The following is a 26,820-nucleotide window of genomic DNA, read 5'->3' on the forward strand; positions in this document are numbered from 1 at the left end:
GCTTTTTCCCGTTTTGACGATTGATTCGGCACAACCTGCGATTATATCCGCAAGCGACACCCCGTTTAAAGCCCTGCTGCACTGCAAACAGCTCCGACGGGCGGCGCAGCGCCCCTCGGGGCCTTCAACCAATGGCGCCGGCCTGCCGCAGCGCCACTATTCTGTCCCGGTCATACCCCAGTGAAACGAGCACTTCATCGGTGTGTTGACCCAGCGCAGGTCCTGTCCATTCGGTTCGTCCCGGTGTCGCCGACAACCTCGGCATCGGCGCCGGCATGCGAAATGCGCGTCCATCCGGCAGATGTGCCTGTTCGAACACCGCACGCGCAAGGTAGTGCGGATCACGCGCGATGTCCTCGATCGAATACACCTGGCTCACCGGCACTTCCGCTTCTTCCAGACATTTGATCACGTCGGCACCATCGTGCCGCGCCACCCAGGCGTCGATCACGGCATACAGTTCGTCGCGGCGCGCATCGCGGCCTGCGTTGTCTGCCAGCGTCCTGTCGTCCGCAAGGTCCGGCCGACCGATGGCGTGCATGAGCCGACGGAATATGGCGTCGCCGTTGCCGCCGATGAGAATGTGCCGGCCATCGCGAGCGGTATGGGTGTTCGAGGGCGTGATGCCCGGCATGATGTTGCCGGTTCGGCCACGTACAAAACCGAACACGTCGAACTCGGGAAGCATGCTTTCCATCATCGCGAACACGGCCTCATAAAGAGCGACATCCACGGTCTGCCCCTGCCCGGCGCGCCGGCCTCCGGTCGCATCGCGGTGGCGCAAGGCCATCAGCGCGCCGATCACCCCCCAGAGCGAAGCGATCGAATCGCCGATCGAAATACCCACCTTGACCGGTGGCCGGTCCGGGAACCCGGTAATGAAACGCAGGCCGCCCATGGATTCGCCGATTGCACCGAAGCCCGGCTGCTGCGCGAGCGGTCCGGTCTGCCCGAAGCCCGACAGGCGGACCACCACGAGCGCAGGATTGAGCTCGCGCAATACCGCTTCAGTCAGCCCGAGTTTGTCCAGGACACCCGGCCGGAAGTTCTCGACCAGCACGTCCGCGTCGTGCAGAAGCGCCCTGAGCGCATCCAGCGCCTCCGGATGCTTGAGGTTCAGCGCAACCGACTTCTTGTTGCGCGACTGCACGAACCACCACAGCGAGGTGCCCTCGTACATGAGTCGCCACTTGCGCAGCGGATCACCGCCATCGGGTGACTCGATCTTGATCACCTCTGCGCCGAAGTCGGCGAGGATGCGGGATGCGAAGGGCCCGGCGATCAAGGTGCCCAGTTCGATCACCTTCAGACCGTCGAGAGGACGCGGCGCATCGGCCGTGGCATGCGACGCCTTCATGCCGGCCGTCGCTCCGACATCGCCTGCGCCAGCGTGCCGATATCCGAATGCTCGAGTTCGCCGCCCACCGGCAGACCTCGAGCGATGCGGCTGACCAGCACACCGCGCGCGCGCAACATTTCGCCGATGTAGTGGGCGGTCGCCTCGCCTTCATTGGTGAAATTGGTGGCGAGAATGACCTCGCGCACCGCAGGATCGGCGGCACGCTCCATCAGCCGCTCGAGCCGGAGTTCGCGCGGACCGATGCCCTCGAGCGGAGAAATCCTGCCCATCAGGCAGTAATAGAGGCCACTGTAGCTCTGCGCCTGCTCCATCATGAGCATGTCGGCCGGCGTTTCCACCACGCACAAAAGGCCGGCATCGCGACGCGGCGAGGTACAGCGTTCGCAGACATCCAGTTCGGTGAAGGTGTTGCAGCGCGCACAGTTGTGCAAGCGCGCCAGTGCATCACCCAACGCCCGTGCCAGCCGTTCGGCGCCGGCACGGTCGCGCTGCAGGAGATGGAAGGCCATGCGCTGCGCGCTCTTCGGTCCGACCGATGGCAGGCAGCGCAGCGCACCGACCAGCTCGTCGAGCACGCCTGGATTCATGCGGCGGAAGATGCGTACATGCAGTAGGTCAGAAAGGCAGCTTGAAACCGGGCGGCAGGTTCAGGCCCGAAGTGAAGCCGGCCATCTTTTCCTGCGTGGTCGTTTCGACCCGGCGCACGGCATCATTGACCGCCGCCGCCAGCAGGTCTTCCAGCATTTCCCGGTCGTCCATCACCGACGGGTCGATCGACACGCGCCTCACGTCGTGCTTGCAGGTCATCACGACCTTGACCATGCCGGCACCCGACTGGCCCTCGACCTCCACGCTGGCGAGCTGCTCCTGCATCTTGCGCATGTTTTCCTGCATCTGCTGGGCCTGTTTCATCAGGCCACCGAGACCGCCTTTCATCATGATCGCATCCTCAAACGGGTTTGATTGAATCTTCGATCAGCCGGGCGCCGAACTGTTCGATCACCTGCTGCACGAAGGGGTCGTTCTTCATCGCCGCACGCGCCTGCGCCTCGCGGGCACTCTGTTCGGCGCTCAGTCTCTGCGCGACGGTCTGTCCAACGGGATCGCCCTGTTCGAACTGCAGCCGCACCGCGCCGCCCAGCCGCGTCTGCAATGCCGCTCGCAGCCTGTCCTGGCCCGAGGCGATCAGGTGCGACATGTCGCGCGACAGGCGCAGACGGATCACTTCGCCCTCGCTGCCCAGCCATTCGCTCTGGTGGGCGAGCTGCTTGCTGAATGCGCCGACGTCCAGTCCATCGACCAGCGCATGCCAGTCCTCGTTGGTACGCGGCATCACAGCATCGGCGGTCAGCGACGGGAAAGCGGTCGGTTCGGTGGCGGTCGGTTCGGTGGCGGTCGCCACCGGTGTTTCGCTACCGACGACATCCTCGTCCTCTGCCCAGGGCGGCGGCGGCGGATTGTCCTCGGCCAGCGAGGATGCCGCCGCTTCGGGGGCGGCCGTCGAACCGGACAATCCGTCCGCCGGCGCTGCATCGGATCCCGCCACCCCGGTCACCCCGGGCACGCGTTCGCGCGGAGACGTAGCGGGCGGAACCGGCGTCGACATGCGCGCGATGCGCGCGGGAGCCTGCAGGGCCGCACTCTGTCCGCGGGGCGCAGCACCCAGGGCTGGCGGCGTTTCCGGTCGGAACGCGAGCAGACGCAGCAAAGTCATCGAAAAACCGGTGAGTTCATCCGGCGCCAGCGGCAGATCGTTGCAGCCCTGGACGACGATCTGGTAGGCCAGTTGCAATCCTTCGGCATCCATCGAATGCGCATAGGGCTCGAGGCGGGCACGCTCGGCTTCGTCACTGACCGCATCCGGCACGCGCTGGAATACCGCAACGCGATGCAGCAGCACTGCAAGTTCGCGCAACGCCTGGTCGAAATCGACGCTGCGCGCCCGCATCTGGTCGACCAGCGCCATCAGCGCAGCACCGTCGCCGGCAATCAGCGCATCGAGGATGAGGTAGAGGTGCTCGTCGCCGACCGTGCCCAGCATGTCCAGCACCTCGCGCTCGACCAGCCGGCCGGCGCCGTGGGCGATCGCCTGGTCGAGCAATGACAGCGCATCGCGCATGGAACCCGCCGCGCCCTTCGCGATCGGACGCAACGCCACCGCCTCGTACTCGACGCCTTCGGCATCCAGCACCGAGGCCAGATGGCCGACGATGGCCTCCACCGGCATCTGCTTCAGGTTGAACTGCAGGCAGCGGCTCAGCACCGTCACCGGGATTTTCTGCGGATCCGTGGTGGCCAGAATGAACTTCACATGCTCCGGCGGTTCCTCCAGCGTCTTGAGCATCGCGTTGAACGCATGCCCGGTGAGCATATGCACTTCGTCGATCATGTACACCTTGTAACGGCCGCGCGCCGGCGCGTAGGCGGCCTTCTCGAGCAGCGCGGCCATGTCGTCCACGCTGCGGTTGGAGGCGGCATCCATTTCGACGTAATCGACGAAACGCCCGGCATCGATCTCGGTGCAGGCGGCGCACTGACCGCAGGGCTTTGCGGTGATGCCGGTCTCGCAGTTGAGGCTCTTGGCCAGGATGCGCGATATGGTGGTCTTGCCGACGCCGCGCGTACCGGTGAACAGATAGGCGTGATGCAACCGCTGCTGTTCGAGCGCATGTGTCAGCGCGCGCACCACATGGTCCTGCCCGACCAGCGTTTCGAAGCTGCGGGGACGCCACTTGCGCGCGAGAACCTGATAAGTCATCTGGACGCTGGCGTGTGAGGGAAGTCGGGCAGACGAATCTGAAGACGGTGAATTCGGGGGGTGGCGAGCCTGACCCCCGGCACTCGTGGTGAGCAGCTGTGGCTGCTTCCTTCCGGACCTGACCAGGTTCACCGCGCCACGATGCGGGGAGACCCGCCACAACGAATATTAACCCGGGAAGCCCCCGCTCGACCAGAGTGACGCCGGACTCACGCGCTTGCCAGGCGGAAATGGCGATCGAAGCGCGCCATGAATGCCTCGATGTACGCCGCATCGCGCCCGGTGAACTCGATCTGCACCCGCAGCCGCGGCAAGCCCTGCGGGGCGATGCTGAGCGGCGGCTGGATATCGACCGCGAGCGACCAACCGCGTCCGTTCGCACCACCTGCCCGATGCACCATGGGCAGATCCACCGCGCAGGGCAAAGCGGTGAAGAACTCGTCGCGCGTCAGACCGAGCATGCGGACGACCGCGTCAGAGCCGGAACGTGAAGATTGCCTGGACGCACTCACGACATCACGGGATTGAACAGTAAGGCGCGGATGATACCGCTGCAGCGGTTCGCGGACAGCGCAGGATCGCATCGTGTGCCGCATCGGGCATGTGTCCATCTGTCCAGAAACTGGACAGATGGACACATGCCGGGAAACGCTCAGGGCTTGCGCCAGACCACCCCGTGTTTCGCCATGATGTCGCCGATCTCGCCATTCGTCGTCAAATCGTTCATCGCCGTCATGATGCTGCGCCCCAGTTCGGACTCGCCCCGGCGGATCGCTATGCCCACCGGCCATTGCCGCGTGTTCAGCAAGGCGAGCGGAGGCACGACGACCGCGAAGCGCGCGGCGCCTGCCAGCGCCGCTTCAAGTTCGCCCTGCAGGGCCATCACGCCGGCGACCTCCCCCGCCTGCAGCGCCTTCACCGCCAGATCAAGCGTCGGGAAATGGCGGATACGGCTGCGGTAGCGGCCGCCATCGGCCGACAACATCAAGCTGTCAGGCAAGGTATCGACGACTACGCCGAAGTCCAGTTGCTCGAATGGCTGCATCGATTCCAGCCTGTCCACCTTGTCGCGGTCATAGGCCACGGCATAGCGTTCGCGATGATAGGGTGCGATGAAGTCCACCTTGTCCTGACGCGCCATGTAATCACGATCGACCGGCACGTGCATCATCAGGTCGGCCGGGCCATAGCCCATGTAATGCCCTTTCCAGACCATATTGCGCAGATCGTCGTCCATGTTCTCGTCGGCATCGAAGAACATCGGCGCCATCCTGAGCCCCATGCGAGCGACAAGCGCGGTGGCGACATCCACGTCCACCCCCTTGCCGTCGTCCGAAAACGGCGCGAAGTCATTGTAGAAGGCGACCTTCAGGACACCGCTCTGCCGTATCCTCGACCACTGCCCATCGCCGTCCGCCCTCGCTCGACCGGTCATGGCGAAGGCGGCTGCGCCGAGCAGGAGCTGCCGCCGCCTAGTCTTCATGACGGGTTTCGATGTATGCACGGATGGCCCAGATCGCTTCCTGCGGCAGCACCTGCTCGAACGGTGGCATGTACACCGCGCCGTTGCGTACGCGGCCCCGGCGTACGGTGTTGATGAAGTAGTCATCGGTTTCCGCATCGATGGGCAGCAGACGCAGATCGGGCGCGATGCCGCCGCTCACCACCTCCAGCCCGTGACAGCGCGCGCAGTTCTGGTTGTACGCCGAACTGCCTATGCGTATGGCTTCCTTGTCGCCGCGGTAAGGGTTCTCGTGGCGCCACTCGCTGCCGAGCGGTTTGAGCGTGCTCACATCGACAGCCTGCGGCACGACATCACCGTGTGCGCCCACGCCCGCGGCGGCGAGCGCGCCGAATGCGGCCACCCCGCACACCATGGAACTTCGCTTGAACACTGCACATATGGACTTCATGACTCCTCCTTTTTTCGATGTATGGACGCTGCATGTCGATCAGCGGCGCACATCCCTGCAGAATCCATGCCATCGTGCCCGGCGGATTTCGGCACTGTTCTTGCTGAACATCGTGTTTGCGCTGTCGATGCGCGTTGTCCATGTCAAGTTCACGCGCCGACGAGCGGCGGCGCGGCGCTCTGGCAGTGCCGGGGGATTCCGGATATAAAGCATGGGCAATCGACCATCGGACGAGAGCCGTCAGCAGGCGGCCGGCAAGCCCGGAGGAGAATCATGGAAACGAACAAGGCCGAATTCGCGGGCAGCGAGCAGGCCCACCGCCTGATGCGCAACGCCGGCGAGATACCGGCAGGCGTGCTGCCCTCGCTGATCGAGACATCGTGGAGCCGCTGCATCAGCCGTGGCCTTGATGCCGACAGGAGCGCGCGCGAGGTTGAGCGTGCCCGGCGCGACCTGCTCATGTCCGAGCGTGACCGCCACGCCTGTCTGCTCAAGCATGCGGCACCGGTCATGAACGGGCTGTATGCGCAGATCGCCCGCTCGGGCAGCATGATCGTGCTGACCAATGCATCGGGCTTCATCCTGCACTCGGTCGGTGACCAGACCTTCCTCGATCGCGCCTCGAAGGTGGCCCTGTCCCCGGGCGTCGAATGGTCGGAGGAAAACAAGGGCACGAACGCGATCGGAACGGCCCTGGTCGAGAAGGTGCCGGTGTCGGTGCACGGGTCGCAGCACTTCTTTTCCGCCAACCACTTCCTCACCTGTTCGGCCTCGCCCATTTTCGATCCGAGCAGCCGCATGCTCGGGGTACTGGACGTGACCGGCGATTCGCGCAATCCGTCGCATCACAGCCTCGCACTGATCAACCTGGCGGTGCAGACGATAGAGAACCAGCTTTTCGCCCATGCCTATCCGGAGGGCTTCCTGCTTCATTTCCATGTCCAGCAGGAGCTGATAGGCACCGTATTCGAGGCCTTGCTGGCATTCGATCATGACGGGCGCGTGCTGTCGGCCAACCGGAGCGCCTGCCGGCTGATCGGACGCAGCCACGCCGAGCTGTTGACGCACAGTTTCGCGTCCATGTTCGACAAGCCGCTGTCGGCCTTGTACGACCCGCTGCTGCGCGGCGCGGAGCTGCTCGAACTGCGCCTGTTCGGCGGGCGCACTCTGTACGGCCGGCCGCAGCCGGGCAGCCAGAGCCGCCCCCCTGCGCGCGTCATCAGCATGGACGCGCGGCAGCCCGCATGCAATCCGGACAGCGCAAGCCTGGACCGGCTCAATACGGGCGACACCCAGATGCACACGGTGGTGGACAAAGTCAGACGCGTGATCGGGCGCAACATCCCCATCCTGATCCAGGGGGAAACCGGCACCGGCAAGGAACTGCTGGCGCGCGCCATCCACGACGACGGCCCGCGTCACGACAAGCCTTTCGTCGCCGTCAATTGCGCGGCCATTCCCGACGGCCTGATCGAATCTGAACTGTTCGGCTATGAAGAGGGCGCGTTCACCGGCGCACGACGCAAGGGCTACCCTGGTCGCATCATGCAGGCCGATGGCGGCACGCTCTTCCTCGACGAGATCGGCGACATGCCTCTTGCATTGCAGGCGCGTCTTCTGCGCGTGCTGCAGGAGCGCACGGTAACGCCGCTGGGCAGCGCGCGCGCCACGCCGGTCGATCTGTCGGTCATCTGCGCGACCCACCGCAAGCTGCGCGATCTGGTCGCACAGGGCAGCTTTCGCGCCGACCTCTACTACCGGCTGAACGGCCTCACCGTCATGTTGCCGCCCTTGCGCGATCGAGGCGACCTGCGGGCCCTGGTTCATCGCATCCTGGACGAGGAAGCGTCGCTGCCACGCGGCCTGCACATCGACAACGAAGTGGTCGGTCTGTTCGAACGGCATCCGTGGCCCGGAAACATGAGGCAACTTGCAAACCTGTTGCGGACCGCGGGTGTCATGGCTGCAGAAGAAGGCTGCATCCGTCGCCACCATCTGCCCGACGACTTCATCGACGAACTGAGCAGCGCATCCTGCGATCCGGCAGCATCCGCCCGCCCGGCCACCCCATCCCTCAGCCCGCATGCCCCGTGCGACCTGGACAGCCTGACGCTGCGCGCGATACGCGAATCGCTGTCGCGTCACGACGGCAATGTGGCGGCGACCGCGCGCGAACTCGGCATCAGCCGCACCACCCTCTATCGCAAGCTGAAAGAGGGCTGAGCCCCACTGCCGACCACGCTCGTCCGGCGATCGGACGGGCACACCGACCGTTTTCCGGACAGGCAAAAAAAGACCGGCTGGACAAGCCGGTCCAAGAGCCATGTCTGGTTCGACTGCCCCACCCGGAGTTTCGCAGTCGCTCAGAAGAAGCACACCGCCAGGGTGGATCGCACCCCGGCTTGAACGCGCTCCGTCATGATGACAACGGAAAGCGCGCCGCGCCCCGACGTCGTCAATGCAAGCGGCGTGCCCGCTTACTGGTGCAGCTTGAACACCCACATCGAACCACCCTGATTCAGGAAGTTCACCTTTTTCGCCACCTCGCCCCCCCACAGCGGCACCGCACCGCCCCAGCCTGCTGCGACCGCGATGTACTGTTCGCCGTCCTGCTCCCAGGTGATCGGAGGCGCAACCACGCCGGTCCCGGTCTGGAAGGACCACACTTCCTTGCCGGTCCTGGCATCGGCCGCCTTCAGATAGCCTTCGGGCGTGCCCCAGAACACCAGCCCGCCCCGGGTGGCCAGCACACCGCCCCACAGCGGCGCGTTGTTGGTGACCTCCCACACGATCTTGCCGGTCTTCGGATCGATCGCCCGCAGCGCACCGATGTACTTGTCATCGATGGTCTTGATGGTGAACCCGGCACCGAGATAGGCGGCACCCTTCTTGTAGGTGATGGGCTCGTTCCAGATTTCCATGCCCCATTCGTTGGCCGGCACGTAGAACAGGCCGGTATCGGGGCTGTAGGCCATGGGCATCTGGTTCTTGCCGCCCAGGAAGGACGGCGCGGAAAACACCACCTCACCCTTCTTGCCATCGGTGCCCCGCGTCGGATCGCCGGGACGGTTGGCCGGGTCGTAGATGGGCCGGCCGTTCGCATCCAGCCCCTTGGCCCAGGTGATCTTCTTCACGAAGGGGAAGCCGCGCTCGAACTTGCCGGTCTGCGCGTCCAGCACGTAGAAGAAGCCATTGCGGTCCGCCTTGCCGCCCAGGCGCTTGCCGTCAGCATCGAAGGTGACGAACTCATTCACACCGTCGTAGTCCCAGCCGTCGTTCGGCGTGCCCTGGAAGTGCCACACGATCTTGCCGGTGGCCACGTCGACCGCCACCGTCGAGCACGAGTACAGGTTGTCGCCGGGGCGAAGATGGCTGTTCCACGGCGCCGGGTTGCCAGTGCCGAAATAGGCCAGACCGGTCTTCGGATCATAGGTGCCGCCCAGCCAGGTCGCCGCGCCGCCGGTCTTCCACAGATCGCCCTGCCAGCTCGCATTGGTGGTGCCGCTGACGCCGTTCTCCGTCTTGTTGCCGGCGGCATCGAACTTGTAGCCCATGTGGCCTTCCACGGTCGGCCGCACCCACACCAGCTTGCCGGTCCGGGCGTCGCGTGCCTCGACCCGGCCGACGATGCCGAACTCACCACCGGACACGCCGGTCAGCACCAGGCCCTTGGCGATGATGGGGGCCGCTGTATTCGAATAGCCGGCCTGATAATCGTCGATCTTCTCCTTCCAGACCACCTTTCCGGTGTCCTGGTTCAGTGCGACGAGCTGCGCATCCAGCGTGCTGAAGATGACCAGATTGTCATACACCGCAGCACCGCGATTCACCACGTCGCAGCAAGGCATGATGCCGTCGGGAAGACGATGTTCGTACTGCCACAGCTTGCTTCCGGTCCGCGCATCCAGCGCGAACAGGCGCGAATACGAGCCGGTCACGAACATCTTTCCATTGACCACCAGCGGCTGCGATTCCTGGCCGCGCTGCTTCTCGCCGCCGAACGAGAACGACCAGGCCGGCACCAGATTCTTGATGTTGCCGGCATTGATCTTGTCGAGCGGGCTGTAGCGCTGCCCCTCTGTCCCCATTCCCCAGGACAGCACATCTCCGGTCGTGCGCGCATCGTTCTCGATGTCGCGATCGGTCACACCGGCCATCAGTTGCGGTGCCGATGCGGCGGCAAATGCCGCGAACAGCAAGCGGGACAGCGTGGAATAGCGCAAGCCTTTCATACATCCTCTCCTCGTCAATGATTTTTTCCTTCTTGCGCCGGGTTGATTTCCCTTTGCAAGCGAAGGCCTCTTGGCAAGAAGCGGGCCACCCGGTCAGCATCGACGGCACCCCGCGGTGGCGGTCGGGAAGTCCTGTAGAGGACCCACCGGGGCGGCATGCGGAGCCGGAGGGCAGCACGCGGCGCGGACCGGCATCGCCGACGGCGACGCGAAACGGTTCAGGTGTTCATTTCTGTTGCACAGACTGTCCATCGGCTGCCGCGCGATGGCGGAACGCATCCTCCTCATATCCGGGATAAAGATGACTGACCGAGCGTTCGTATTCGCTGCGCGCCAGCGGCAGACCCGCCAGACCTTCAGGCATGGGCAGACGCATCACTTCGGCCATGTCGAGCCCGCGCTCGGCCGCGTCGCGCAGCGTGGCATCCAGCCAGCGCAGCCAGTCGCGGGTCTGTTCCACGCCGCGCAGGCCGTCGTGCACCGGGCCGTGTCCCGGCACGATGCGGCGCGCACGGACGGCGGCGATGCGGTCGAGCGCAGCCAGCCAGTCGGCGATGTGTGCATGCGGCGTGGTGGGCGCGCGATCGAGGAACACCAGATCACCGGCGAACAGCACCCCCGTGGTCCGGTCGACCAGCACGAGATCGCCGGCGGTATGTCCGTGCAGCGCCAGCAGTTCGAGACGATGGCCCCCCACGTCCTCGCTGCCGGCGCGCGCGTCCTGCGACGCGACCAGCGCTTCGGTCCCCGACGCCCAGTCGCCCGCCATGCGATACACATTGTCGGAAAACGCGTTGCCGTCGTCGCGCTGACCGGCGCGGGTGGCGGGCAGCGCCAGCAGCGGTGCATCCGCGAACGCCTGATTGCCCAGGAAATGGTCAGGATGATGGTGCGTGTTGTAGACGCGGATCACCGGTCGCGGCGTCACGCGGGCGATGGCGGCGCGCAACTGCTGGCCGTAGCGGCGGGTGGCCCCGGTATCGATCACCACCACGCCGTCGCGCGTCACGATGAAGGCACTGTTCGAGATATTGCCGCCGTTGCCACGGGTGATGTCCTCGCTGCGCCCGACCACCACCCAGGTGTCCTCGGCAATGCGTTCCGGGGTCAGCCCGTAATCCAACCCCGCCTGCGCGCGGACGCCGCACGCACACAGCAGCGCACAGGCGATCAGCAGGACACGCGCGCTCATGGCTGCACCCGCGCATCGATGCGATTGCCGTTATTGTCGCGCCCCACCAGGCGCAACGGCGCGTCGCCGGTATCGGGCAGATCGAACGAGAACACCGGATTTTCGCTGAGCGGTTCGAAGGTATCCAGTCTGAACAGGGGCTGCCCCTTTTCATCGACCACCGCGAGCTGCTCGATATAGAAGGCCGGGATGCCCGGCGCCAGTCCGGTATCCATCGGATGCTGGATGCGCAGCCGCAGGCGCTGGTTGCGCCCGTCACGCCAGATGCGCGTCTGTACCTGATTGAGCTTCTGCGTCCAGTCCGGCGCGCTGCGACCGGCACTCGGTGCAGTGCAGCCGCCGCCGGCGGCGTCGACCCACTGCCCTCCGGCAAACCACCGGCCATCGCCGGTCTGCACCAGCGCGCGCACCGGACTGGCCTGCTGCAGCTTGAGGCGGAAGGACAGACCGGGCTGCGCGATCAAGGGTTCGTACTCGAGCACCTTCACGATGGGATTGAAATCGGCGATCACCAGCACGCGCTTCACATCGGGCAGATCGCGCAGTCTGACGGTGACCGGCACGTTCATCGAATCCTCGGCCACGCGCGGCGCGAGCACCTCGACGCGCGGGTCGAAGCGGACATCGGCGTCATCGACATACTGACGCTGCAGGTCGGGCCAGCGCGATGAATCGAGCGGATCCTTCACCGGCGCTGCGAGCGGCATGCCGCAGACCAGGCCGGCACACAGGACCAGCATGAACTTGCTCATGGGGCACTCCTCCATTTCTTCTTTTTTCGAGGTCCGACCGCCCGCAAACCCATCATCGCGGGCGTCGCAGACGCACCGCTGCCGCGGCGCGTTCGCCAGACCGAAGCAAGAGCAGGACCACGCCCACGGAACGGGCATGAAACGGCACGACGCTTGCGGCGCGACCGCATGTCCAAGGCTGGAACAGAAAAATGTCCAGTGCCTGAACACCACCCGAATACGGGATTTACTCCTTGTTTCCACGGGAAAACCGTCCGCACATCCTGCGCGCCGACTGCCTAGTCTGCAGCTCGTGTTGCCGACCCCGGACTCATTTCACCAAGCGGGGCGAACCCGACACGCCATTCATCACCACTGAAAGAGGAGTCAGGATGAAAACGCTTTCCCTCCGCAATCCGGTGCTCGCCGCCGCGCTGAGCGCTGTCGTGATTGCCCCCGCCCATGCCGCGAAGACGGTGAGCTGGGACGATATCGTCAATGACGACAAGACGACCAAGGATGTGCTGACCTACGGCCTGGGCATGAAGGCCCAGCGCCACAGCACGCTCAAGCAGGTCAATGCGCAGACAGTGGCCGGTCTGGTGCCGGCCTGGTCCTATTCCTTCGGCGGCGAAAAGCAGCGCGGCCAGGAAGGTCAGGCGCTGGTGCACGACGGCGTCATCTACGTGACCGGCTCGTACTCGCGCATGGTGGCGCTCGATGCGCGGACCGGCAAGCGACTGTGGTCGTACGAACATCGCCTGCCGGACGACATCCGTCCATGCTGCGACGTGGTGAACCGCGGCGCCGCGATCTATGGCGACAAGGTGTTCTTCGGCACGCTGGACGCCGGCATGGTGGCGCTGAACAAGGACACCGGCAAGGTGGTGTGGTCCAAGAAGTGGGGCGACCACAAGGTGGGCTACACCATGTCGGGCGCCCCCTTCATCGTGAAGGATGCGAAGTCGGGTCGCGTGATGCTGGTGCACGGTTCATCGGGCGACGAATTCGGCGTGGTCGGCTATCTGTTCGCGCGCGACGTCGACACCGGCGAGGAAATCTGGGCCCGTCCGATGGTGGAAGGTCATATGGGCCGCCTGAATGGCAAGGACAGTACGCCAACCGGTGACGCCAAGGCACCGAGCTGGCCGAACGACCCGAATTCGGCGACCGGCAAGGTCGAGGCCTGGAGTCACGGCGGAGGCGCCCCGTGGCAGACCGCATCGTTCGACGTGGAACAGAACATGGTGGTGATCGGTACCGGCAACCCGGCGCCGTGGAACACCTGGAAGCGCACCGCCGAAGGCGACAGCCCGACCAGGTGGCCCAGCCTGTTCACGTCGGGCCAGGCCTATGTCGACGCCTCCACCGGCGAACTGAAGGGCTTCTTCTCGCACACCCCGAACGACGCCTGGGATTTCTCCGGCAACAACTCGGTGCTGCTGTTCGAATACAAGGATCCCAAGACCGGCAGGATGGTGAAGGCTTCGGCTCACGCCGACCGCAACGGCTACTTCTTCGTGACCGACCGCGAAAAGCTGGCCCAGGGAGCCGGCTACCCCTGGAAGCAGACGGCGCTGATCGGTGCCTGGCCCTTTGTCGACGGCATCACCTGGGCCAAGGGATTCGACGCGAAGACCGGCATGCCCAACGTGGACGAAAGCCAGTATCCGCCGAAGCCCAAGGCCGGTGCCGACAAGGGAGAGAGCATCTTCGTGTCGCCGCCCTTCCTCGGTGGCACCAACTGGATGCCCATGTCCTACAGCCCGGACACCGAACTGTTCTACATCCCGGCCAACCACTGGGCCATGGACTACTGGACCGAGAACGTGACCTACAAGCCGGGTGCGGCCTATCTCGGCCAGGGCTTCCGCATCAAGAAGCTGTTCGAGGATCATGTCGGCGTGCTGCGCGCCATCGATCCGAAGACAGGCAAGATCGCGTGGGAGCACAAGGAGCAGTTCCCGCTGTGGGCGGGCACGCTGACCACCGCGGGCGGCCTGGTGTTCACCGGAACGTCGGACGGCTACGTGAAGGCGTTCGACGCGAAGTCCGGCAAGGAACTTTGGAAGTTCCAGACCGGCTCGGGCGTGGTATCGGTCCCCATCACGTGGGAACAGGATGGCGAGCAGTTCATCGGCATTTCGTCCGGTTATGGCGGCGCCGTGCCGCTGTGGGGCGGCGACATGGCCGAACTGACCAAACAGGTGAGCCAGGGCGGTTCGTTCTGGGCCTTCAAGCTGCCGAAGCGCTGACAACGCCCGGCATGCCTGCCTCCCCCCGCGATGCGCGGGGAGGCCTCTCCTCCGCCGGCCCAGGCAGCCGGTGTTGCGCCCGGTTGCCGGCCCTTCGCGGTCAGGCAACCGGGTGCCTTTCCCAGGAGCTTCCGATGCCCTTCCCTTCTCCGCGTCCCGGATCGGGACGCCACGCCTGGCTCCTGCTGTTCGCGCTTGGGCTGCCTGCGGCGGCATGCGCCGAGGAGGACAGCGAAACGCGGGTGATCAACGGCTGTCCGATCTGGCCCTACACGCGCTGTCCGGGTGCCGATCTGCGCCATGCCGACCTGTCGGCCCAGGATCTATCCGGCGCCGACTTCACCGGCGCGAACATGGTGCGCGCCGATCTGCGCGTCGCCAATCTGGCCGGCGCCATCCTGGATCGCGCCGATCTCACCGCTGCGCAGATGCAGAAGGCCAGTATGCCGGTCGCCCGGTTCCGCGGCGCACGCCTGGTCGGCGCCAATCTGGAGTTTGCCCGCCTGTTCCGCGCCGATTTCAGCTACGCCGATCTGACCGCCGCCAACCTGGAGGCCTCCCGCCCCATGTTCGCCCGCTTCCAGTATGCACGCCTGATCGACGCCAATCTTCAGGAAACCAAGTTCGGCAGCGCCGACTTCCGGCACGCCATCATGGAAGGTTGCCTGATCCGCTACACCGTGTTCCTGGACGCCACGTTCGAGGACTGCAAGGGCTGTCCGGTCGGATGGTGACCGCGCACAGCAGGGAGAAACGAATGAAACGACTGTGCGCCACCGTGCTGCTGGCTCTGGGCGCAAGTGCCGGCGCGGCGGATCCGTCGATGCAGGCGGAAAAACCGAAGACCGATCTGAGCGCCCTGCCCGCGTTGGGCGAACGATGGCTGGAAAGCAATCCCTACCGCGACAATCCGGCGGTGATCGCCACCGGCCGCGCGCTGTTCAACGAATCCTGCGCCATCTGTCATGGCATGGACGGCAATCCGAAGAACCAGCCCGGCCCCAATCTGCTGCGCCTGCACCGCGGCTGCCAGAAAGTGAGCGAATCCGGACTGCTGAAGCGCTGCCTGTCCGACGTCGATCACTACTTCGTGAAAAGCGTGCGTCACGGCAAACGCGTGCTCGATGTGCAGCACATGCCTCCCTGGGAAGGCGTGATGCCACAGGAGGGCGTGTGGGCGATCAAGACCTTCATCGAGGCACGCATCGCCGAAAAGCTTGGCGATCATCATGTCACCTCGGGGCCGGCACCGGGTCCCTGACGGTTCATCCACCTCGCCGGGACGAGCCGCAGGTACAAAAGAGAAACGCCGGCAACAATGCCGGCGTTCCTTGCCCCCGCCTGCCGCCTGGATCAGATCTGGAAGGTACGCAGGCTGCCTTCGAGTTCGCGCGCCGACGACGCCACCGATTCGCCCTGGGTCGCGGTCAGCGCAACACCGCGCGCATTGTCCTCGGACAGCGCCGACAGCTCCCCGGCATTGCGCAGGATGGAATTGGCGGTGGTGTCCTGTTCGCGCATGCTGGTGGCGACCTCGCCGGACTTGTTCACCAGTTCCTCCATGCGGCCGAGGATGTTCTCGAACGTTTCCACGGCGCCGCGCGACGTGGTCACGGCACCGCTGACGCGCTGGCTGGCCTGTCCCACGCGCTCCACGGTTTCCTGCGCGTCGTGGCGGATCTTGGCAACGATCTGTTCGATATCGGCGGTGGAACCCTGGGTGCGCTGTGCCAGCTTGCGCACCTCGTCGGCCACGACCGCAAAGCCGCGGCCCTGCTCTCCTGCGCGCGCGGCCTCGATCGCCGCATTCAGCGCCAGCAGATTGGTCTGGTCGGAAATATCCTTCACCACGTCGTTGATCTTGGCGATCTCTTCCGAGTCCTTCACCAGGCGTTCGATCACCTGGAGCGACTCTTCCATCTCCCGGGCGATGCGGCTCACGCCTTCCATCGACACTTCCAGATCGCTCTTGCCGCTGCGGGTGCTGTCACCGGCTTCGCGCACGATGCGATCCATGTCGGCTGACAGGTCGGCCACCTGACGCGCCGAGGCGGTCATCTGTTCCATCGCCTCGGCAACGGTGCGGATGCGGTCCGCCTGCTGGCCGCCGGTCTGGTTGGCATGCACGGTCAGTCGCGACAGTTCCTCGGCCGAGGACGTCAATGTCGAGGACAGCACCGTCATTTTCTCGATCAGCTTGCGGAAGGACTTGCAAGCCTGATTGTATTCATAGCCCAGCCACGCGAAATCGTCCTTGCCGGACAGGCTCAGCTTGTGATTCAACTTGCCTTCGGCCAGTGCGTGCATCGCATTGACCAGCAGTTCCGCGCGCTGACCAAAGCCGGTGCCGAACCAGATACCCACGCCCATGATGAGAGCGGTGCAGATCACCGCCGCAACGATCACCCCGGCCACACCGGGGAAGAACAGCTCCTGCGTCGTGAACACGGCGGTGCACACCACCGACGCGAGTATCGAATGAAAAAGGAAGGCCTTGCGTATGCTCAGCATGTTCTTCATGGTCCGGTCCTTGGTCTCTCTATGTCTGCCTAACTGAAATGGCGGTCATTTGATGGCGTCGGTCGGCCGCGGATGTCGCCCGGCGTCAATGATCTCCTCGTGGCTGATTAACGACAGGGAAGGCAAGGACTTGAGCACCCGGAAAATGAAAAAGCCACACCCCGGGCGTGGCTTTTTCGTGGCTGCAGCGAACGGCTTCAACTGACCATGCCAAGCGTCCGGGGCAGCCAGAGCGACAGTGTCGGCCAGTAGGTCACGATGGCCAGGAAGATGAGCATGGTGACCAGCCAGGGCGTCACCGCCTTGGTCATGTCTGTCATGCCGAGCCGCGCAATACCGCTGCCAACATACAGGTTCAGACCGACCGGCGGCGTGATCATGCCGATTTCCATGTTCACCGTGATGATGATGCCGAAATGCACCGGATCGATACCCAGCGCCATCGCCACCGGGAACAGGATGGGCGCGGTGATCAGGATGATGGATGATGGCTCCATGATGTTGCCTGCGAGCAGCAGCAGCAGGTTGACCACCAGCAGGAAACCGAGCGCCCCCATGCCGCTTTCGACCAGCCACGCCGCCACCGCCTGCGGGATCTGCTCCGAGGTGAGCAGGAAGGAGAACAGGATGGCGTTGGTGATGATGTAGAGCAGCATCGCACTCATGTTCGCCGAATCCAGCAGCACCTTCGGGATGCGCTTCAGAGGCAGGTCGCGATACACGAACACCGCGACGATGAAGGCATACACCGCGCTCATCGCGGCCGCCTCGGTCGGCGTGAAGATGCCGGTGTAGATGCCGCCCATCACCACCACGATGAGCATGAGGCCCCAGAACGATTCGCGGAAAGCCTTGATGCGATCCGCCATCGGTGCCTTGGGCAGGCGCGGATAGTTGTTCGATCTGGCCCGCCACCACGTGGTGAAGCCCAGCATGAACAGCAGCAGCGCACCGGGGATGATGCCGGCCATGAACAGCGCGCCGATGGACGAATTGGTCGACACCGCATACATGACCATCACGATGGAGGGCGGAATCAATATGCCCAGCGCACCGGAACTGGCGACGATGCCGGCACCGAACTTCATCGGGAAACCCTGCTTCACCATGGCCGGCAGCAGGATGGCGCCGATCGCTGCCACCGTCGCCGGACTGGAACCGGAGACTGCGGCGAACAGACCGCAGGCGACGACGCCCCCCATGCCCAGGCCACCATGAAAATGGCCGACCAGCGACGTGGCGAAATTGATCATGCGCCTGGCCACGCCGCCATGCGTCAGGAAATTGCCGGCAAGAATGAAGAACGGAATCGCCATGATTTCGAACTTCTCGATGCCGGTGAACAGCTTCAGCGCCACCGATTCGACCGGCACGTCGGTCATGGTGAACAGGAAGGTGAGCACCGTCAGCCCGAGCGAAATCGACACCGGCATGCCGGTGAGCATGAGTACGACGAGCAATGCGAAGATGATGGCTGCGCTCATGGCCGGCCTCCCCTGCCATGTTCGCGCTGTTCGGCGTCCTCGATCGCTTCACCCACCAGCACCGGCTTGACCTCGTCCATGCCTTCAACATGGGAATGATCGTGATGCGGCAGTTCACCCGTGCGCAGGAAGGTGACCATGACCTGCAGGAAGCGGAAGCACATCAGGCCTGAACCGAGCGGAATCGCCATGTAGACGATCCAGGTCGGCCACTCGAGATCGGGCGTGGTCGGACCTTCGAACAGATCGCCGGTATCGCGCCCCAGGGTACTGAGCACGGCGTAGGCGGCACCGTTCTCCCACACGAAGTGGGCACCCAGCGCACAGATGATGCCGGTAAACAGCGCACCGGCCGCCAGACCGAACACCACGAACCTGTTGCGCAGCGCCGGCTTGAACTGGTTGATCAACACATCGACGCCGACATGGATGCCGGTGCGCACGCCGTAGGCGGCGCCGAACTTGGCCATCCATACGAACAGGATGATGCACAGTTCCTGCGCCCAACCCAGATTGACGGAAAGCAGCCAGTCCTGCAGGCCCGGAATGGACAGTCCTGCCGCGTAGCGGTGCACGACCGCCACGAAAATGATGAGGGTGGCCACGCCTATCAGCAGCGTGATGAGCCACTCCTCGATGTGGTCGAGTAAGCGGAGCAAGATGGGTCTCCCGGATGTGGATGCTCGGGATTGTGCGCGGATGCGCGAAAGGCGGGAGCGTGCGACCCGGTGGCCGCACGCCTGCAATCAGGTCAGAGCCTGGCCGGGTCGAACGCCGTTTCCTTGTAGATGGCCTCGATCAGGTCCGCGCCCATGCGGCTTTCCATCTTCTTGTGCACCGGAACCAGTGCCTTCTTGAACGCCAGCCGCTCTTCCGCCGTCGGCACATAGACCTGGGTCTTGCCGCTCTTGCGTATGCCTTCCAGCGCGCCGTCGTTCTCTTCCTTCGCGATCTTGTTCGCGTAGTCGGTCGATTCCTTCATTGCGGTGGTGAGCTGGCCGCGCACGTCAGCCGGCAGGCCATCCCAGAACTTCTTGTTCACGATGACCGCGTAGCCGAGGTAGCCATGATCGGTCACGGCCATATGCTTCTGTACCTCGTGCATCTTCTGGGTATACATATTGGAGTGCGGATTCTCGGTGCCATCGACCACGCCGGTCTGCAGCGCCTGGTAGACCTCGGAGAAGGCCATCACCTGGGGCAGAGCGCCCAGCGAACGCATCTGTTCCTCGAGCACCTTGGACGACTGGATGCGCATCTTCTTGCCCTTCAGGTCGGCCGGCACCTTGATCGGCGTGTTGGCGGAGAAGGACTTGAAACCGTTGTCCCAGAACGCCAGACCGACGATGCCCTTGGGTTCCAGCTTCTTCAGGATGCCGGCGCCGATCGGGCCCTGGGTCACCTTGTGCAGTTCGGCATAACTGTCGAAGATGAACGGCAGGTCGAACACCTCGAATTCCTTCACGCCCAGCGGACCGAACTTGGCCAGCGACGGTGCCAGCATCTGCACGGCACCGAGCTGCAGCGCCTCCATCTCTTCCTTGTCCTTGTACAACTGGCTGTTCGGATAGACCTCCACCTTCACCTTGCCGCCGGTCAGTTCCTCGGCGCGCTTCTTGAAGAATTCTGCCGCCTTGCCCTTGGGCGTTTCGGTCGCCACCACGTGGCTGAACTTGATCACGATGGGTTGCTGCGCGAACGCAGCGGGGGTGAGTGCCAGCGTCAGCAGGCCGAACAGCAGGGAATGCAGTTTCATGATGTCTCCTCCTCGGTGGACACACGCCTTGCAGGCGGTGCGGTGGGCGGATTCTGGACAGAGAGGTGCGGCCCGGCCATTGTGGATATCCGCAACCCGAGGCGGGCTCCGGCTCAGACCGCGTCGGTCTGCGTAGGCAGGCGATCGCGCAGCGTGCGATGCAGGCGGGTGGTGACCGGTACGAATTCGTCGAAGGACACCGGAGGCGACATGAAATAGCCCTGTGCGAGATCGCAGCCGAGCTGCGACAGCAACTGCCAGTCCTCCAGCGTTTCCACGCCCTCGCCCACCGTCACCATGCCCAGACGATGACCCATGTCTATCGCCGATTCAAGTATGGTGCGGCGCGCCGGGCGACGCCAGGCCTCGTGCACGATGGAGCGGTCTATCTTCAGTTCCGAGAACGGCACCTTGGACAGTTGCTGCATCGACGAGAAGCCGGTGCCGAAATCATCGATGGCCAGTGCAAAGCCATTCAGCTTCAACCGGAGCAGGGTTTTCAGTGCCTCCGGACCCTTGGTCATCGCGGTTTCGGTCACCTCGAAGGTGATGCGCGACGCGTCTATGCCGGCGTCCGCCACCTGCGCGATCAGATCGTCGGCCAGCTTGCGGTCGGAAAACGTGACCGGCGACAGATTGATCGCGACCGACAATCTCAAGCCGCGACTGTCCCACTTGCGCAGCGCCACAAGCGACGACGCGAGCATGGCCACCGTCAGCCGCGGCATCAGCCCGCAGCGCTCCGCCACGTCGATGAAACGGGCCGGCTCGATCACGCTCCCGTCGCACTCGATCCAGCGCGCCAGCACTTCCGCTCCGCGCGGCATCGCAGTCTGCAGATCGACCTTGGGCTGGAACCAGGGCACGATGCGCGCTTCGTCCAGAGCCTGGGCAAGCGCCTGCGGTGACGCTTCGGGCAAATGACCGCGAGCCCGCGGCGCGCGAAGCGCGGGCTCGGACACCGCAGCCCCATACCGGAGCAACGCGGTACGCAAAGCGGCTTCGGTGACCGGCTTGTGCAGCGTGGCCAGCACCGTCAGCCCGAGTTCCGACACCATGGCCTCGACCGACTCGAGCAACATGGCTTCCCGCGAACTGGAAATGATGACCTCGGGCCGGTAGCCCGCCGCGGCCACGCGGTGCAGCAGTTCCACGCCATCCATCACCGGCATTTCCAGGTCGACCAGCATGATCGCCGGCTCCCGGTCCATGGCCTGCATGACATGCAGCGCCTCCTGGCCATGCGCGGCCTCCTCGATCGCGTGTACGCCCAGATCGCGCAGCATGGCCACGAGCGTCATCCGTTGCGGCAGGCTGTCCTCGACCACCAGCACACCGGATGCGTTCACGCGCTCGAATGGCGGCTCTTCACTTGCCATAGCGCGTGATCACTCCGGGAATCTGGTCCAGCCCGACCACGTGCTCGACCGCCCCCAGCTTGATCGCCTCCTTGGGCATGCCGAACACGACGCAACTGGCTTCGTCCTGGGCATAGGTCTGGGCGCCGGCGTCGCGCATTTCCTTCAGGCCGCGCGCGCCGTCGTCGCCCATTCCGGTCATGATGACGCCGAGCGCATTCTTGCCCGCATAGCGCGCAACCGACCGGAACAGCACATCCACCGAAGGCTTGTGCCGGTTCACCAAGGGGCCGTCGCTCACCTCCACCACATACAGCGCGCCATTGCGCTTGAGCATCATGTGGCGGCCGCCGGGCGCGATCAGAGCGAGGCCGGGCCGCACCCGGTCGCCGTTGACCGCCTCACGCACCTCGATCTGGCAGATGCCGTTGAGCCGCGCCGCGAACGCCGCCGTGAATTGCTCGGGCATGTGCTGTACCACCACGATGCCGGGCGACACGCGCGGCAACTGGGTGAGCACCGCTTCCAGCGCCTGCGTGCCACCGGTCGAGGTACCGAGCGCGATCAACTTCTCTGTGGTCATGCGCATCGCGTCGCCGGTCACCGGCGGCAGCATCACGTCCGCCGTGAGCTTGGGGCCGGATTTCGGCCCCGGCGCCACGGCCGGCCGCGGCCGCCCCACACGGGCGCGTGCCGCCGCCTTGACCGCATCGGTCAGTGCGTGGGCGGATTCCTGCAGGAACTGCTTGACGCCCAGCTTGGGCTTGGTCACCACGCTGAGCGCGCCGGCTGCCAGCACATCCATCGTGGTTTCCGCCCCCTTTTCGGTGAGCGATGAACACACCACGATGGGCGTCGGCCGTTCCGACATGATGCGCCGCACGAAAGTCACCCCGTCCATGCGCGGCATTTCGACGTCGGTCACGATGACGTCCGGCCATTCGACCTTCAGCCTTTCGATGGCGACCAGCGGGTCCGATGCGGTGGCGATCACCCTGATCGACGGATCGGCGGACAGCAGTTCGGACAGCACCTGACGCACCACCGCGGAGTCATCGACCACCAACACCCGGATGTGCTTGCCGGCGGGCGCAGGCGAGCGGGCCACTGCGGGTGTCAACATGGCAATTCTCCTCGCGCATCGGTCTTCTTTTCGGCACGGGTGTCGTCGTGGCGCACCCATACCACGCCGCTCCATACCTCCATCACCAGCACCCGCTGCCCGAAGCCACCGGTATGTTCGGCCAGGGGCTGCACGCCCAGGGACGCGAGCAGCTTGCGCGCATGCTTCACGTTCGCCTCGCCGACCGGCTTCTGCCGACTGCCGGGCACATGCGGAAACATGTTGCCGCCGCCGAACAGCTTGAACTGGTAATCGTGCTCGTCGGTGCCGAAACTTCGCGCACCGCGGATCATGGCCTTCAACGCATCGTCCGCATAGCGCGCACTCAGACCGTCCTTGTCGGCGTTGCGCGAGGCGCCCGGCAGCATGAAATGGCACATGCCGCCGATCAGGCGCTTGGGATGCCACATCGTAATGGCGACGCAGGAGCCGAGCACCGTGCGCAACCGCATCATGCCGTCACCGAAGAACAGGTCTCCGGGTTTCAGGTAGATGTCGGTGAGCGCAGGAGGACGCATGCACATGGCGCTACCTGAGCCGGTAGATCGATGGTTTGACAATGTCGACACGGTCCGTCACGCCATGCAGGTTCTCGGAATGGCTCACGAACACGAACCCGCGTGGCTTGAGCTTGGCCAGGATGCGGTTCATCACCTGCTGTTTGGTCTGCAGGTCGAAATAGATCATCACGTTGCGCACGAACACGATGTCGAACTGGCCGATGTCGGGCAGCGGCTCGTTCAGATTGATCTGGGCAAACGATACGCGCTCGCGCAGCGGCCTGTCGATCAGGAAGGTGCCGCTCTGCGGTCCGGTCCCCTTCAGGCAGTGCCGCTTGAGTACATCGAGCGGAATCTTTTCCGCGCGTGGCATCGGATACTGCCCGCGGCGAGCCGTTTCAAGAACGCGCGTGCTCAGGTCGGATCCGAACACCTCCCAGCGCCGCCCCATGCCCAGCGTGTCGGCCAGCACCATGGCCAGCGTATAGCATTCTTCGCCGGACGAGCTGGCGGCACTCCACACGCGGAGTGGCTCGGTACCGGGGTACCGCGGCAGCACCTGCTCGGCCAGAAAGGTGAAATGCGCCGGTTCGCGGAAAAAATAGGTTTCGTTGGTGGTCAGCAGATCGATCGCCACCTGCAGTTCGCCCGGACGGGTGCCGCTCATGAGCAGGTCGAAGTAATCGCCCCAACCACGCACGCCGCACGGTGCAAGCCGCTTGGACAGTCGCCCCATCAACAAGGTTTTCTTGTGATCGGCGAGCGAAATGCCCGCGACCTCATGCAACCAGCGCTGGAAGCGCCGGAATTCAGTTTCGCTGATGGGTTTGGGCCCGAACTCGGACTGCGGCGCGCGCTGCGCCGGCATGACATTCATCACCTCACTGCCACTCATGGTCCAGCCCCGCTCAAGCCACCGCTTTCATGTCATTCACCGCAGCCATGTCCTCGCCGGACAGCACGCGATCGATATCCAGCATGATCACGAAGCCCTCGTCCAGCTTGCCCATGCCGGCGATGAAATCCGCCCTTACCTTCGCGCCGAACGACGGACCCGGTTCCACCGACTCCGGCGGTATGTCCACCACCTGGCTCACCGCATCCACGATGATGCCCATGTCCTGCGCCTCGCCTTCGTTGTCTACCTCGACGATCACGATGCAGGTGCGCCGCGTCACCGCCGCGCTTTCGCTGCGCAGCCGCGCAGCAAGATCGATCACCGGCACCACGCGACCGCGCAGATTGATCACCCCGCGCACGAAACCCGGCATCATCGGCACCTGCGTCACGCCACCGTATTCGATGATTTCCTTCACCGACAGCAGGCCCAGCGCATAGCTTTCATCGCCCAGACGGAAGGTCAGATACTGTTCCTGCTGATCGGCATCCGGATCTTCGTCCGCCACCGCCAGCGCCAATGCACTACGACTCATCGCACCTCTCCCCGATCAGAAACGTGCGAAATCGGCTTCGGAAATACCCTCTGCCGGTTGCGTCACCCGTGGCGCCGCGGTCTTGCCCGTGGCGCTGCGGCGCGATGCCGATGACGGCGCGGACGCCCCGCTCACGCGGAACACCGCCATGGCTTCCTGCAGTTGCTGCGCCTGACCGCTCATTTCCTCGGCCGTTGCCGCCAGCTCTTCCGACGCCGACGCGGTCTGCTGCACCGTCTGGCTCAACTGGCTCATCGCGCTGTTGATCTGTGTCACGCCGCTGGCCTGTTCGCCCGACACCGCCGCGATCTCCTGCACCAGATCCGAGGTCTTCTGGATCGACGGCACGAGTTGTTCCAGCACTTCGCCGGCGCGCGCCGCCACCTTCAGCGATTCGTTCGCCACGCCGCCGATTTCCTGCGCCGCCACCTGCGAACGCTCGGCCAGCTTGCGCACCTCGGTCGCCACCACCGCGAAGCCGCGGCCATGGCTGCCTGCACGCGCCGCCTCGATCGCCGCATTCAGTGCCAGCAGATTGGTCTGGTAGGCGATGTCGTCGATGATGGAAATGCGCTCGGCAATCTTGCGCATCGCCTCCACCGTCTGCTTCACCGCTTCGCCGCCTTCGGCCGCTTCGCGCGAAGCCTGCGTCGCGATGCCGTCGGTCACCCGCGCGTTGTCGCTGTTCTGGTTCACCGACGCAGACATCTGTTCCACCGATGCCGAGGTCTGTTCCACGCCCGCCGACTGTTCGCTCGCCCCCTGGCTCAGCGATTGCGCCGTCGCCGACACCTCTTCCGAAGCACTGGCGAGGCCGTCGGCCACGCCCATCACCTCGCCTATGGTGCGCGACAGCGTGGCGCAGGTGTTGTTCACCGACTCCTTCAGTTCCTTCAGCTTGCCGCGGTAATCGCCGGTGACCGAAGTGCTCAGATCGTTGCGCTCCATCGCGGCAAGCACGCCCATCGCCTCGTTCAGCGGCGTGATCACCGCATCCAGCGTGTCATTGATGCCCTGAACGATGCGGCGGAAGTCACCCTTGTGCTTGCCCGAATTCGCACGCTTGTCCAGTTCGCCAGCCAGCGCCGCCTCGACCAGCATATTGGTGTCGCTCACCAGCGCCTTCATATTGGTGCGCACCTGTTCGATCATTTCATTGATGAAGGCCTTCTTGCCCGGCAGCCTGGCCATCGGTGCATCCATATTGCCCTCGCCGAACTGCTGTATGCAGGCCATGGCGTCCTTCATCATCGTGATATGACCCTGCACCATGGCATTCACGCCGTCGGCCATGGCCCGATAATCGCCCTTGAACTTGCTGCCTTCCATCATGACGTCGATGTCGCCCCGGTCATGGGCCGCAGCCATGTCGCGCATGTCGGCCAGCAACTGCTGGATGGCGGTCGACATGGCACGCATGCTCACCGCCAGGCTTTGCGTGTCTCCCGCGCGGAGCTTGATGTCCGACGAGAAGTCGCCGGACGCGATCCTGTTCGCGATATCGGCGGCATCCGACGGTTCGCAGCCAAGCTGACGCGACAGTGCGCGGATGATGATGACGCCGATGGTGGCCACCGCAATCATGGTGAGCACCGCCACGATCAGCGACTGCCAGGTCGCCGAGTCCAGGCTGGCCGTCGCCTCCTGTGCCCCCTTTGCGCTCAGTTCGACGTTGAACTTCATGTGCTCGTCGATGGCATCGCTGGCGCGCTGACCGACTGCTGCGCCCTTGGCCAGCAGAACGAGCACTTCCTCCTTCTTGTTCGCGCGGGACACGACGAGGATGGGATCGATGAGTGCCTCGTATTCGCGAAGCTGGGCGACATCGTTCGCCAGGAGCTGCCTGTCCTTGTCGTCCGAGAGCACGCCTTCATACTTCTTGAATGCCGCTTCGGCATCGTCGCGGTACTTTCGGATCAGCGACTCGATTTCCGTCATCTTGTCGGCTTCGGTATTCACCGCGTGTCGCATGACGGACAGTCGCAGATTCATCACATTGCGAATCGCTTCGTCGAGCAGGACGATACTCGGAACGGTGTTCACGTTCGCATAGTTGGCCGAATCGAACACCTTGCGCATCTGATACTGCGACGCTCCGACCACGGCCAGCAAGCCGAGCACGGCCGCACCTACCAGAAGATACAAGCGCTGAGCGACTGTCATTTCATTCCCCTTTTTTCGGAACCCATTCTTCCTGTTTGCGCG

Annotated in this window: 24 protein-coding genes and 1 other RNA gene; 4 read left to right on the forward strand and 21 right to left on the reverse strand. The window is 64.5% G+C overall.

Going from position 1 to position 26,820, the window contains the following annotated elements; genetic code table 11:
- Positions 1-124: 124 nt before the first annotated feature.
- From A3Q7_RS0106445 to pedF, 8 genes are all read right to left on the reverse strand, one after another.
- Entirely contained in the window at positions 125-1,357 is a 1,233-nt protein-coding gene (locus A3Q7_RS0106445) for a CaiB/BaiF CoA transferase family protein (protein WP_018411038.1), read from the reverse strand.
- Positions 1,354-1,947 (reverse strand): recombination mediator RecR, encoded by a 594-nt coding sequence (gene recR / locus A3Q7_RS0106450; RefSeq protein WP_018411039.1) that lies wholly within the window; start codon positions 1,945-1,947, stop codon positions 1,354-1,356. The genes A3Q7_RS0106445 and recR overlap by 4 nt, the downstream gene beginning before the upstream one ends.
- A 28-nt stretch (positions 1,948-1,975) precedes the next feature.
- Positions 1,976-2,296 carry a YbaB/EbfC family nucleoid-associated protein gene (locus A3Q7_RS0106455; protein WP_198289194.1) on the reverse strand — a complete coding sequence of 107 codons (321 nt, stop codon included), beginning with the start codon at positions 2,294-2,296 and terminating at the stop codon, positions 1,976-1,978.
- A 13-nt stretch (positions 2,297-2,309) separates the two neighbouring features.
- Positions 2,310-4,118, reverse strand: coding sequence for a DNA polymerase III subunit gamma/tau (gene dnaX / locus A3Q7_RS0106460; RefSeq protein WP_018411041.1), 1,809 nt, complete (start codon positions 4,116-4,118; stop codon positions 2,310-2,312).
- Positions 4,119-4,177: 59 nt separating this feature from the next.
- Positions 4,178-4,276: signal recognition particle sRNA small type (gene ffs / locus A3Q7_RS20480), an RNA gene on the reverse strand.
- A gap of 51 nt (positions 4,277-4,327) precedes the next feature.
- The gene (locus A3Q7_RS0106465) at positions 4,328-4,579 is read right to left on the reverse strand and encodes a hypothetical protein (RefSeq protein WP_018411042.1); all 252 of its coding nucleotides are present in this window, start codon (positions 4,577-4,579) and stop codon (positions 4,328-4,330) included.
- 191 nt (positions 4,580-4,770) lie between these two features.
- Positions 4,771-5,601 carry a substrate-binding periplasmic protein gene (locus tag A3Q7_RS0106470; RefSeq protein ID WP_018411043.1) on the reverse strand — a complete coding sequence of 277 codons (831 nt, stop codon included), beginning with the start codon at positions 5,599-5,601 and terminating at the stop codon, positions 4,771-4,773.
- Positions 5,591-6,031 carry a cytochrome c-550 PedF gene (gene pedF / locus A3Q7_RS0106475; RefSeq protein ID WP_018411044.1) on the reverse strand — a complete coding sequence of 147 codons (441 nt, stop codon included), beginning with the start codon at positions 6,029-6,031 and terminating at the stop codon, positions 5,591-5,593. The genes A3Q7_RS0106470 and pedF overlap by 11 nt, the downstream gene beginning before the upstream one ends.
- Positions 6,032-6,304: 273 nt before the next feature.
- Here pedF and A3Q7_RS0106485 point away from each other — a divergent pair, with 273 nt between their 5' ends.
- The gene (locus tag A3Q7_RS0106485; RefSeq protein ID WP_018411046.1) at positions 6,305-8,254 is read left to right on the forward strand and encodes a sigma-54-dependent Fis family transcriptional regulator; all 1,950 of its coding nucleotides are present in this window, start codon (positions 6,305-6,307) and stop codon (positions 8,252-8,254) included.
- A gap of 254 nt (positions 8,255-8,508) precedes the next feature.
- Here A3Q7_RS0106485 and A3Q7_RS0106490 read toward each other — a convergent pair whose 3' ends face one another.
- The 3 genes from A3Q7_RS0106490 to A3Q7_RS0106500 form a co-directional block, all read right to left on the reverse strand.
- Positions 8,509-10,263: a PQQ-dependent methanol/ethanol family dehydrogenase gene (locus A3Q7_RS0106490; protein WP_018411047.1), complete on the reverse strand. Its 1,755-nt coding sequence runs from the start codon at positions 10,261-10,263 to the stop codon at positions 8,509-8,511.
- A 226-nt stretch (positions 10,264-10,489) separates the two neighbouring features.
- On the reverse strand, positions 10,490-11,455 hold the full coding sequence (locus A3Q7_RS0106495; RefSeq protein ID WP_018411048.1) for a quinoprotein relay system zinc metallohydrolase 1: 966 nt from the start codon (positions 11,453-11,455) through the stop codon (positions 10,490-10,492).
- A complete protein-coding gene (locus A3Q7_RS0106500) occupies positions 11,452-12,207 on the reverse strand; it encodes a quinoprotein dehydrogenase-associated SoxYZ-like carrier (protein WP_232417847.1) in 756 nt (251 codons plus the stop codon). The genes A3Q7_RS0106495 and A3Q7_RS0106500 overlap by 4 nt, the downstream gene beginning before the upstream one ends.
- A gap of 371 nt (positions 12,208-12,578) precedes the next feature.
- On the opposite strand from A3Q7_RS0106500, the gene A3Q7_RS0106505 reads away from it, so the two are divergent.
- The 3 genes from A3Q7_RS0106505 to A3Q7_RS19530 all read left to right on the forward strand — a co-directional run bounded on the left by A3Q7_RS0106505 (position 12,579) and on the right by A3Q7_RS19530 (position 15,702).
- Positions 12,579-14,441, forward strand: coding sequence for a methanol/ethanol family PQQ-dependent dehydrogenase (locus A3Q7_RS0106505; protein ID WP_018411050.1), 1,863 nt, complete (start codon positions 12,579-12,581; stop codon positions 14,439-14,441).
- Positions 14,442-14,575: 134 nt separating this feature from the next.
- On the forward strand, positions 14,576-15,175 hold the full coding sequence (locus tag A3Q7_RS0106510; RefSeq protein WP_018411051.1) for a pentapeptide repeat-containing protein: 600 nt from the start codon (positions 14,576-14,578) through the stop codon (positions 15,173-15,175).
- Between the two features lie 23 nt (positions 15,176-15,198).
- A complete protein-coding gene (locus A3Q7_RS19530; protein WP_018411052.1) occupies positions 15,199-15,702 on the forward strand; it encodes a c-type cytochrome in 504 nt (167 codons plus the stop codon).
- A gap of 92 nt (positions 15,703-15,794) precedes the next feature.
- On the opposite strand, the gene A3Q7_RS0106520 is transcribed toward A3Q7_RS19530, so the two are convergent.
- From A3Q7_RS0106520 to A3Q7_RS0106565, 10 genes are all read right to left on the reverse strand, one after another.
- Complete coding sequence (locus A3Q7_RS0106520; protein ID WP_018411053.1) at positions 15,795-16,961, reverse strand: methyl-accepting chemotaxis protein; 1,167 nt, start codon at positions 16,959-16,961, stop codon at positions 15,795-15,797.
- 197 nt (positions 16,962-17,158) lie between these two features.
- On the reverse strand, positions 17,159-18,445 hold the full coding sequence (locus A3Q7_RS0106525) for a TRAP transporter large permease (protein ID WP_018411054.1): 1,287 nt from the start codon (positions 18,443-18,445) through the stop codon (positions 17,159-17,161).
- Complete coding sequence (locus tag A3Q7_RS0106530; RefSeq protein WP_018411055.1) at positions 18,442-19,104, reverse strand: TRAP transporter small permease; 663 nt, start codon at positions 19,102-19,104, stop codon at positions 18,442-18,444. Before A3Q7_RS0106530 ends, A3Q7_RS0106525 begins: the two co-directional genes overlap by 4 nt.
- A 92-nt stretch (positions 19,105-19,196) precedes the next feature.
- Complete coding sequence (locus A3Q7_RS0106535) at positions 19,197-20,201, reverse strand: TRAP transporter substrate-binding protein (RefSeq protein WP_018411056.1); 1,005 nt, start codon at positions 20,199-20,201, stop codon at positions 19,197-19,199.
- A gap of 113 nt (positions 20,202-20,314) precedes the next feature.
- The gene (locus A3Q7_RS0106540; protein ID WP_018411057.1) at positions 20,315-21,580 is read right to left on the reverse strand and encodes an EAL domain-containing response regulator; all 1,266 of its coding nucleotides are present in this window, start codon (positions 21,578-21,580) and stop codon (positions 20,315-20,317) included.
- Positions 21,570-22,682 carry a protein-glutamate methylesterase/protein-glutamine glutaminase gene (locus A3Q7_RS0106545; RefSeq protein ID WP_051079112.1) on the reverse strand — a complete coding sequence of 371 codons (1,113 nt, stop codon included), beginning with the start codon at positions 22,680-22,682 and terminating at the stop codon, positions 21,570-21,572. The genes A3Q7_RS0106540 and A3Q7_RS0106545 overlap by 11 nt, the downstream gene beginning before the upstream one ends.
- Positions 22,676-23,206 carry a chemotaxis protein CheD gene (locus A3Q7_RS0106550; RefSeq protein ID WP_018411059.1) on the reverse strand — a complete coding sequence of 177 codons (531 nt, stop codon included), beginning with the start codon at positions 23,204-23,206 and terminating at the stop codon, positions 22,676-22,678. Before A3Q7_RS0106550 ends, A3Q7_RS0106545 begins: the two co-directional genes overlap by 7 nt.
- A 4-nt stretch (positions 23,207-23,210) precedes the next feature.
- A complete protein-coding gene (locus A3Q7_RS0106555) occupies positions 23,211-24,077 on the reverse strand; it encodes a CheR family methyltransferase (protein ID WP_018411060.1) in 867 nt (288 codons plus the stop codon).
- Between the two features lie 13 nt (positions 24,078-24,090).
- A complete protein-coding gene (locus A3Q7_RS0106560; RefSeq protein WP_040570679.1) occupies positions 24,091-24,615 on the reverse strand; it encodes a chemotaxis protein CheW in 525 nt (174 codons plus the stop codon).
- 15 nt (positions 24,616-24,630) lie between these two features.
- Positions 24,631-26,778: a HAMP domain-containing methyl-accepting chemotaxis protein gene (locus A3Q7_RS0106565; RefSeq protein ID WP_018411062.1), complete on the reverse strand. Its 2,148-nt coding sequence runs from the start codon at positions 26,776-26,778 to the stop codon at positions 24,631-24,633.
- Between the last annotated feature and the right edge of the window lie 42 nt (positions 26,779-26,820).

The sequence above is a fragment of the Methyloversatilis thermotolerans genome, assembly GCF_000372885.1.
Taxonomy (GTDB): Bacteria; Pseudomonadota; Gammaproteobacteria; order Burkholderiales; family Rhodocyclaceae; genus Methyloversatilis; species Methyloversatilis thermotolerans.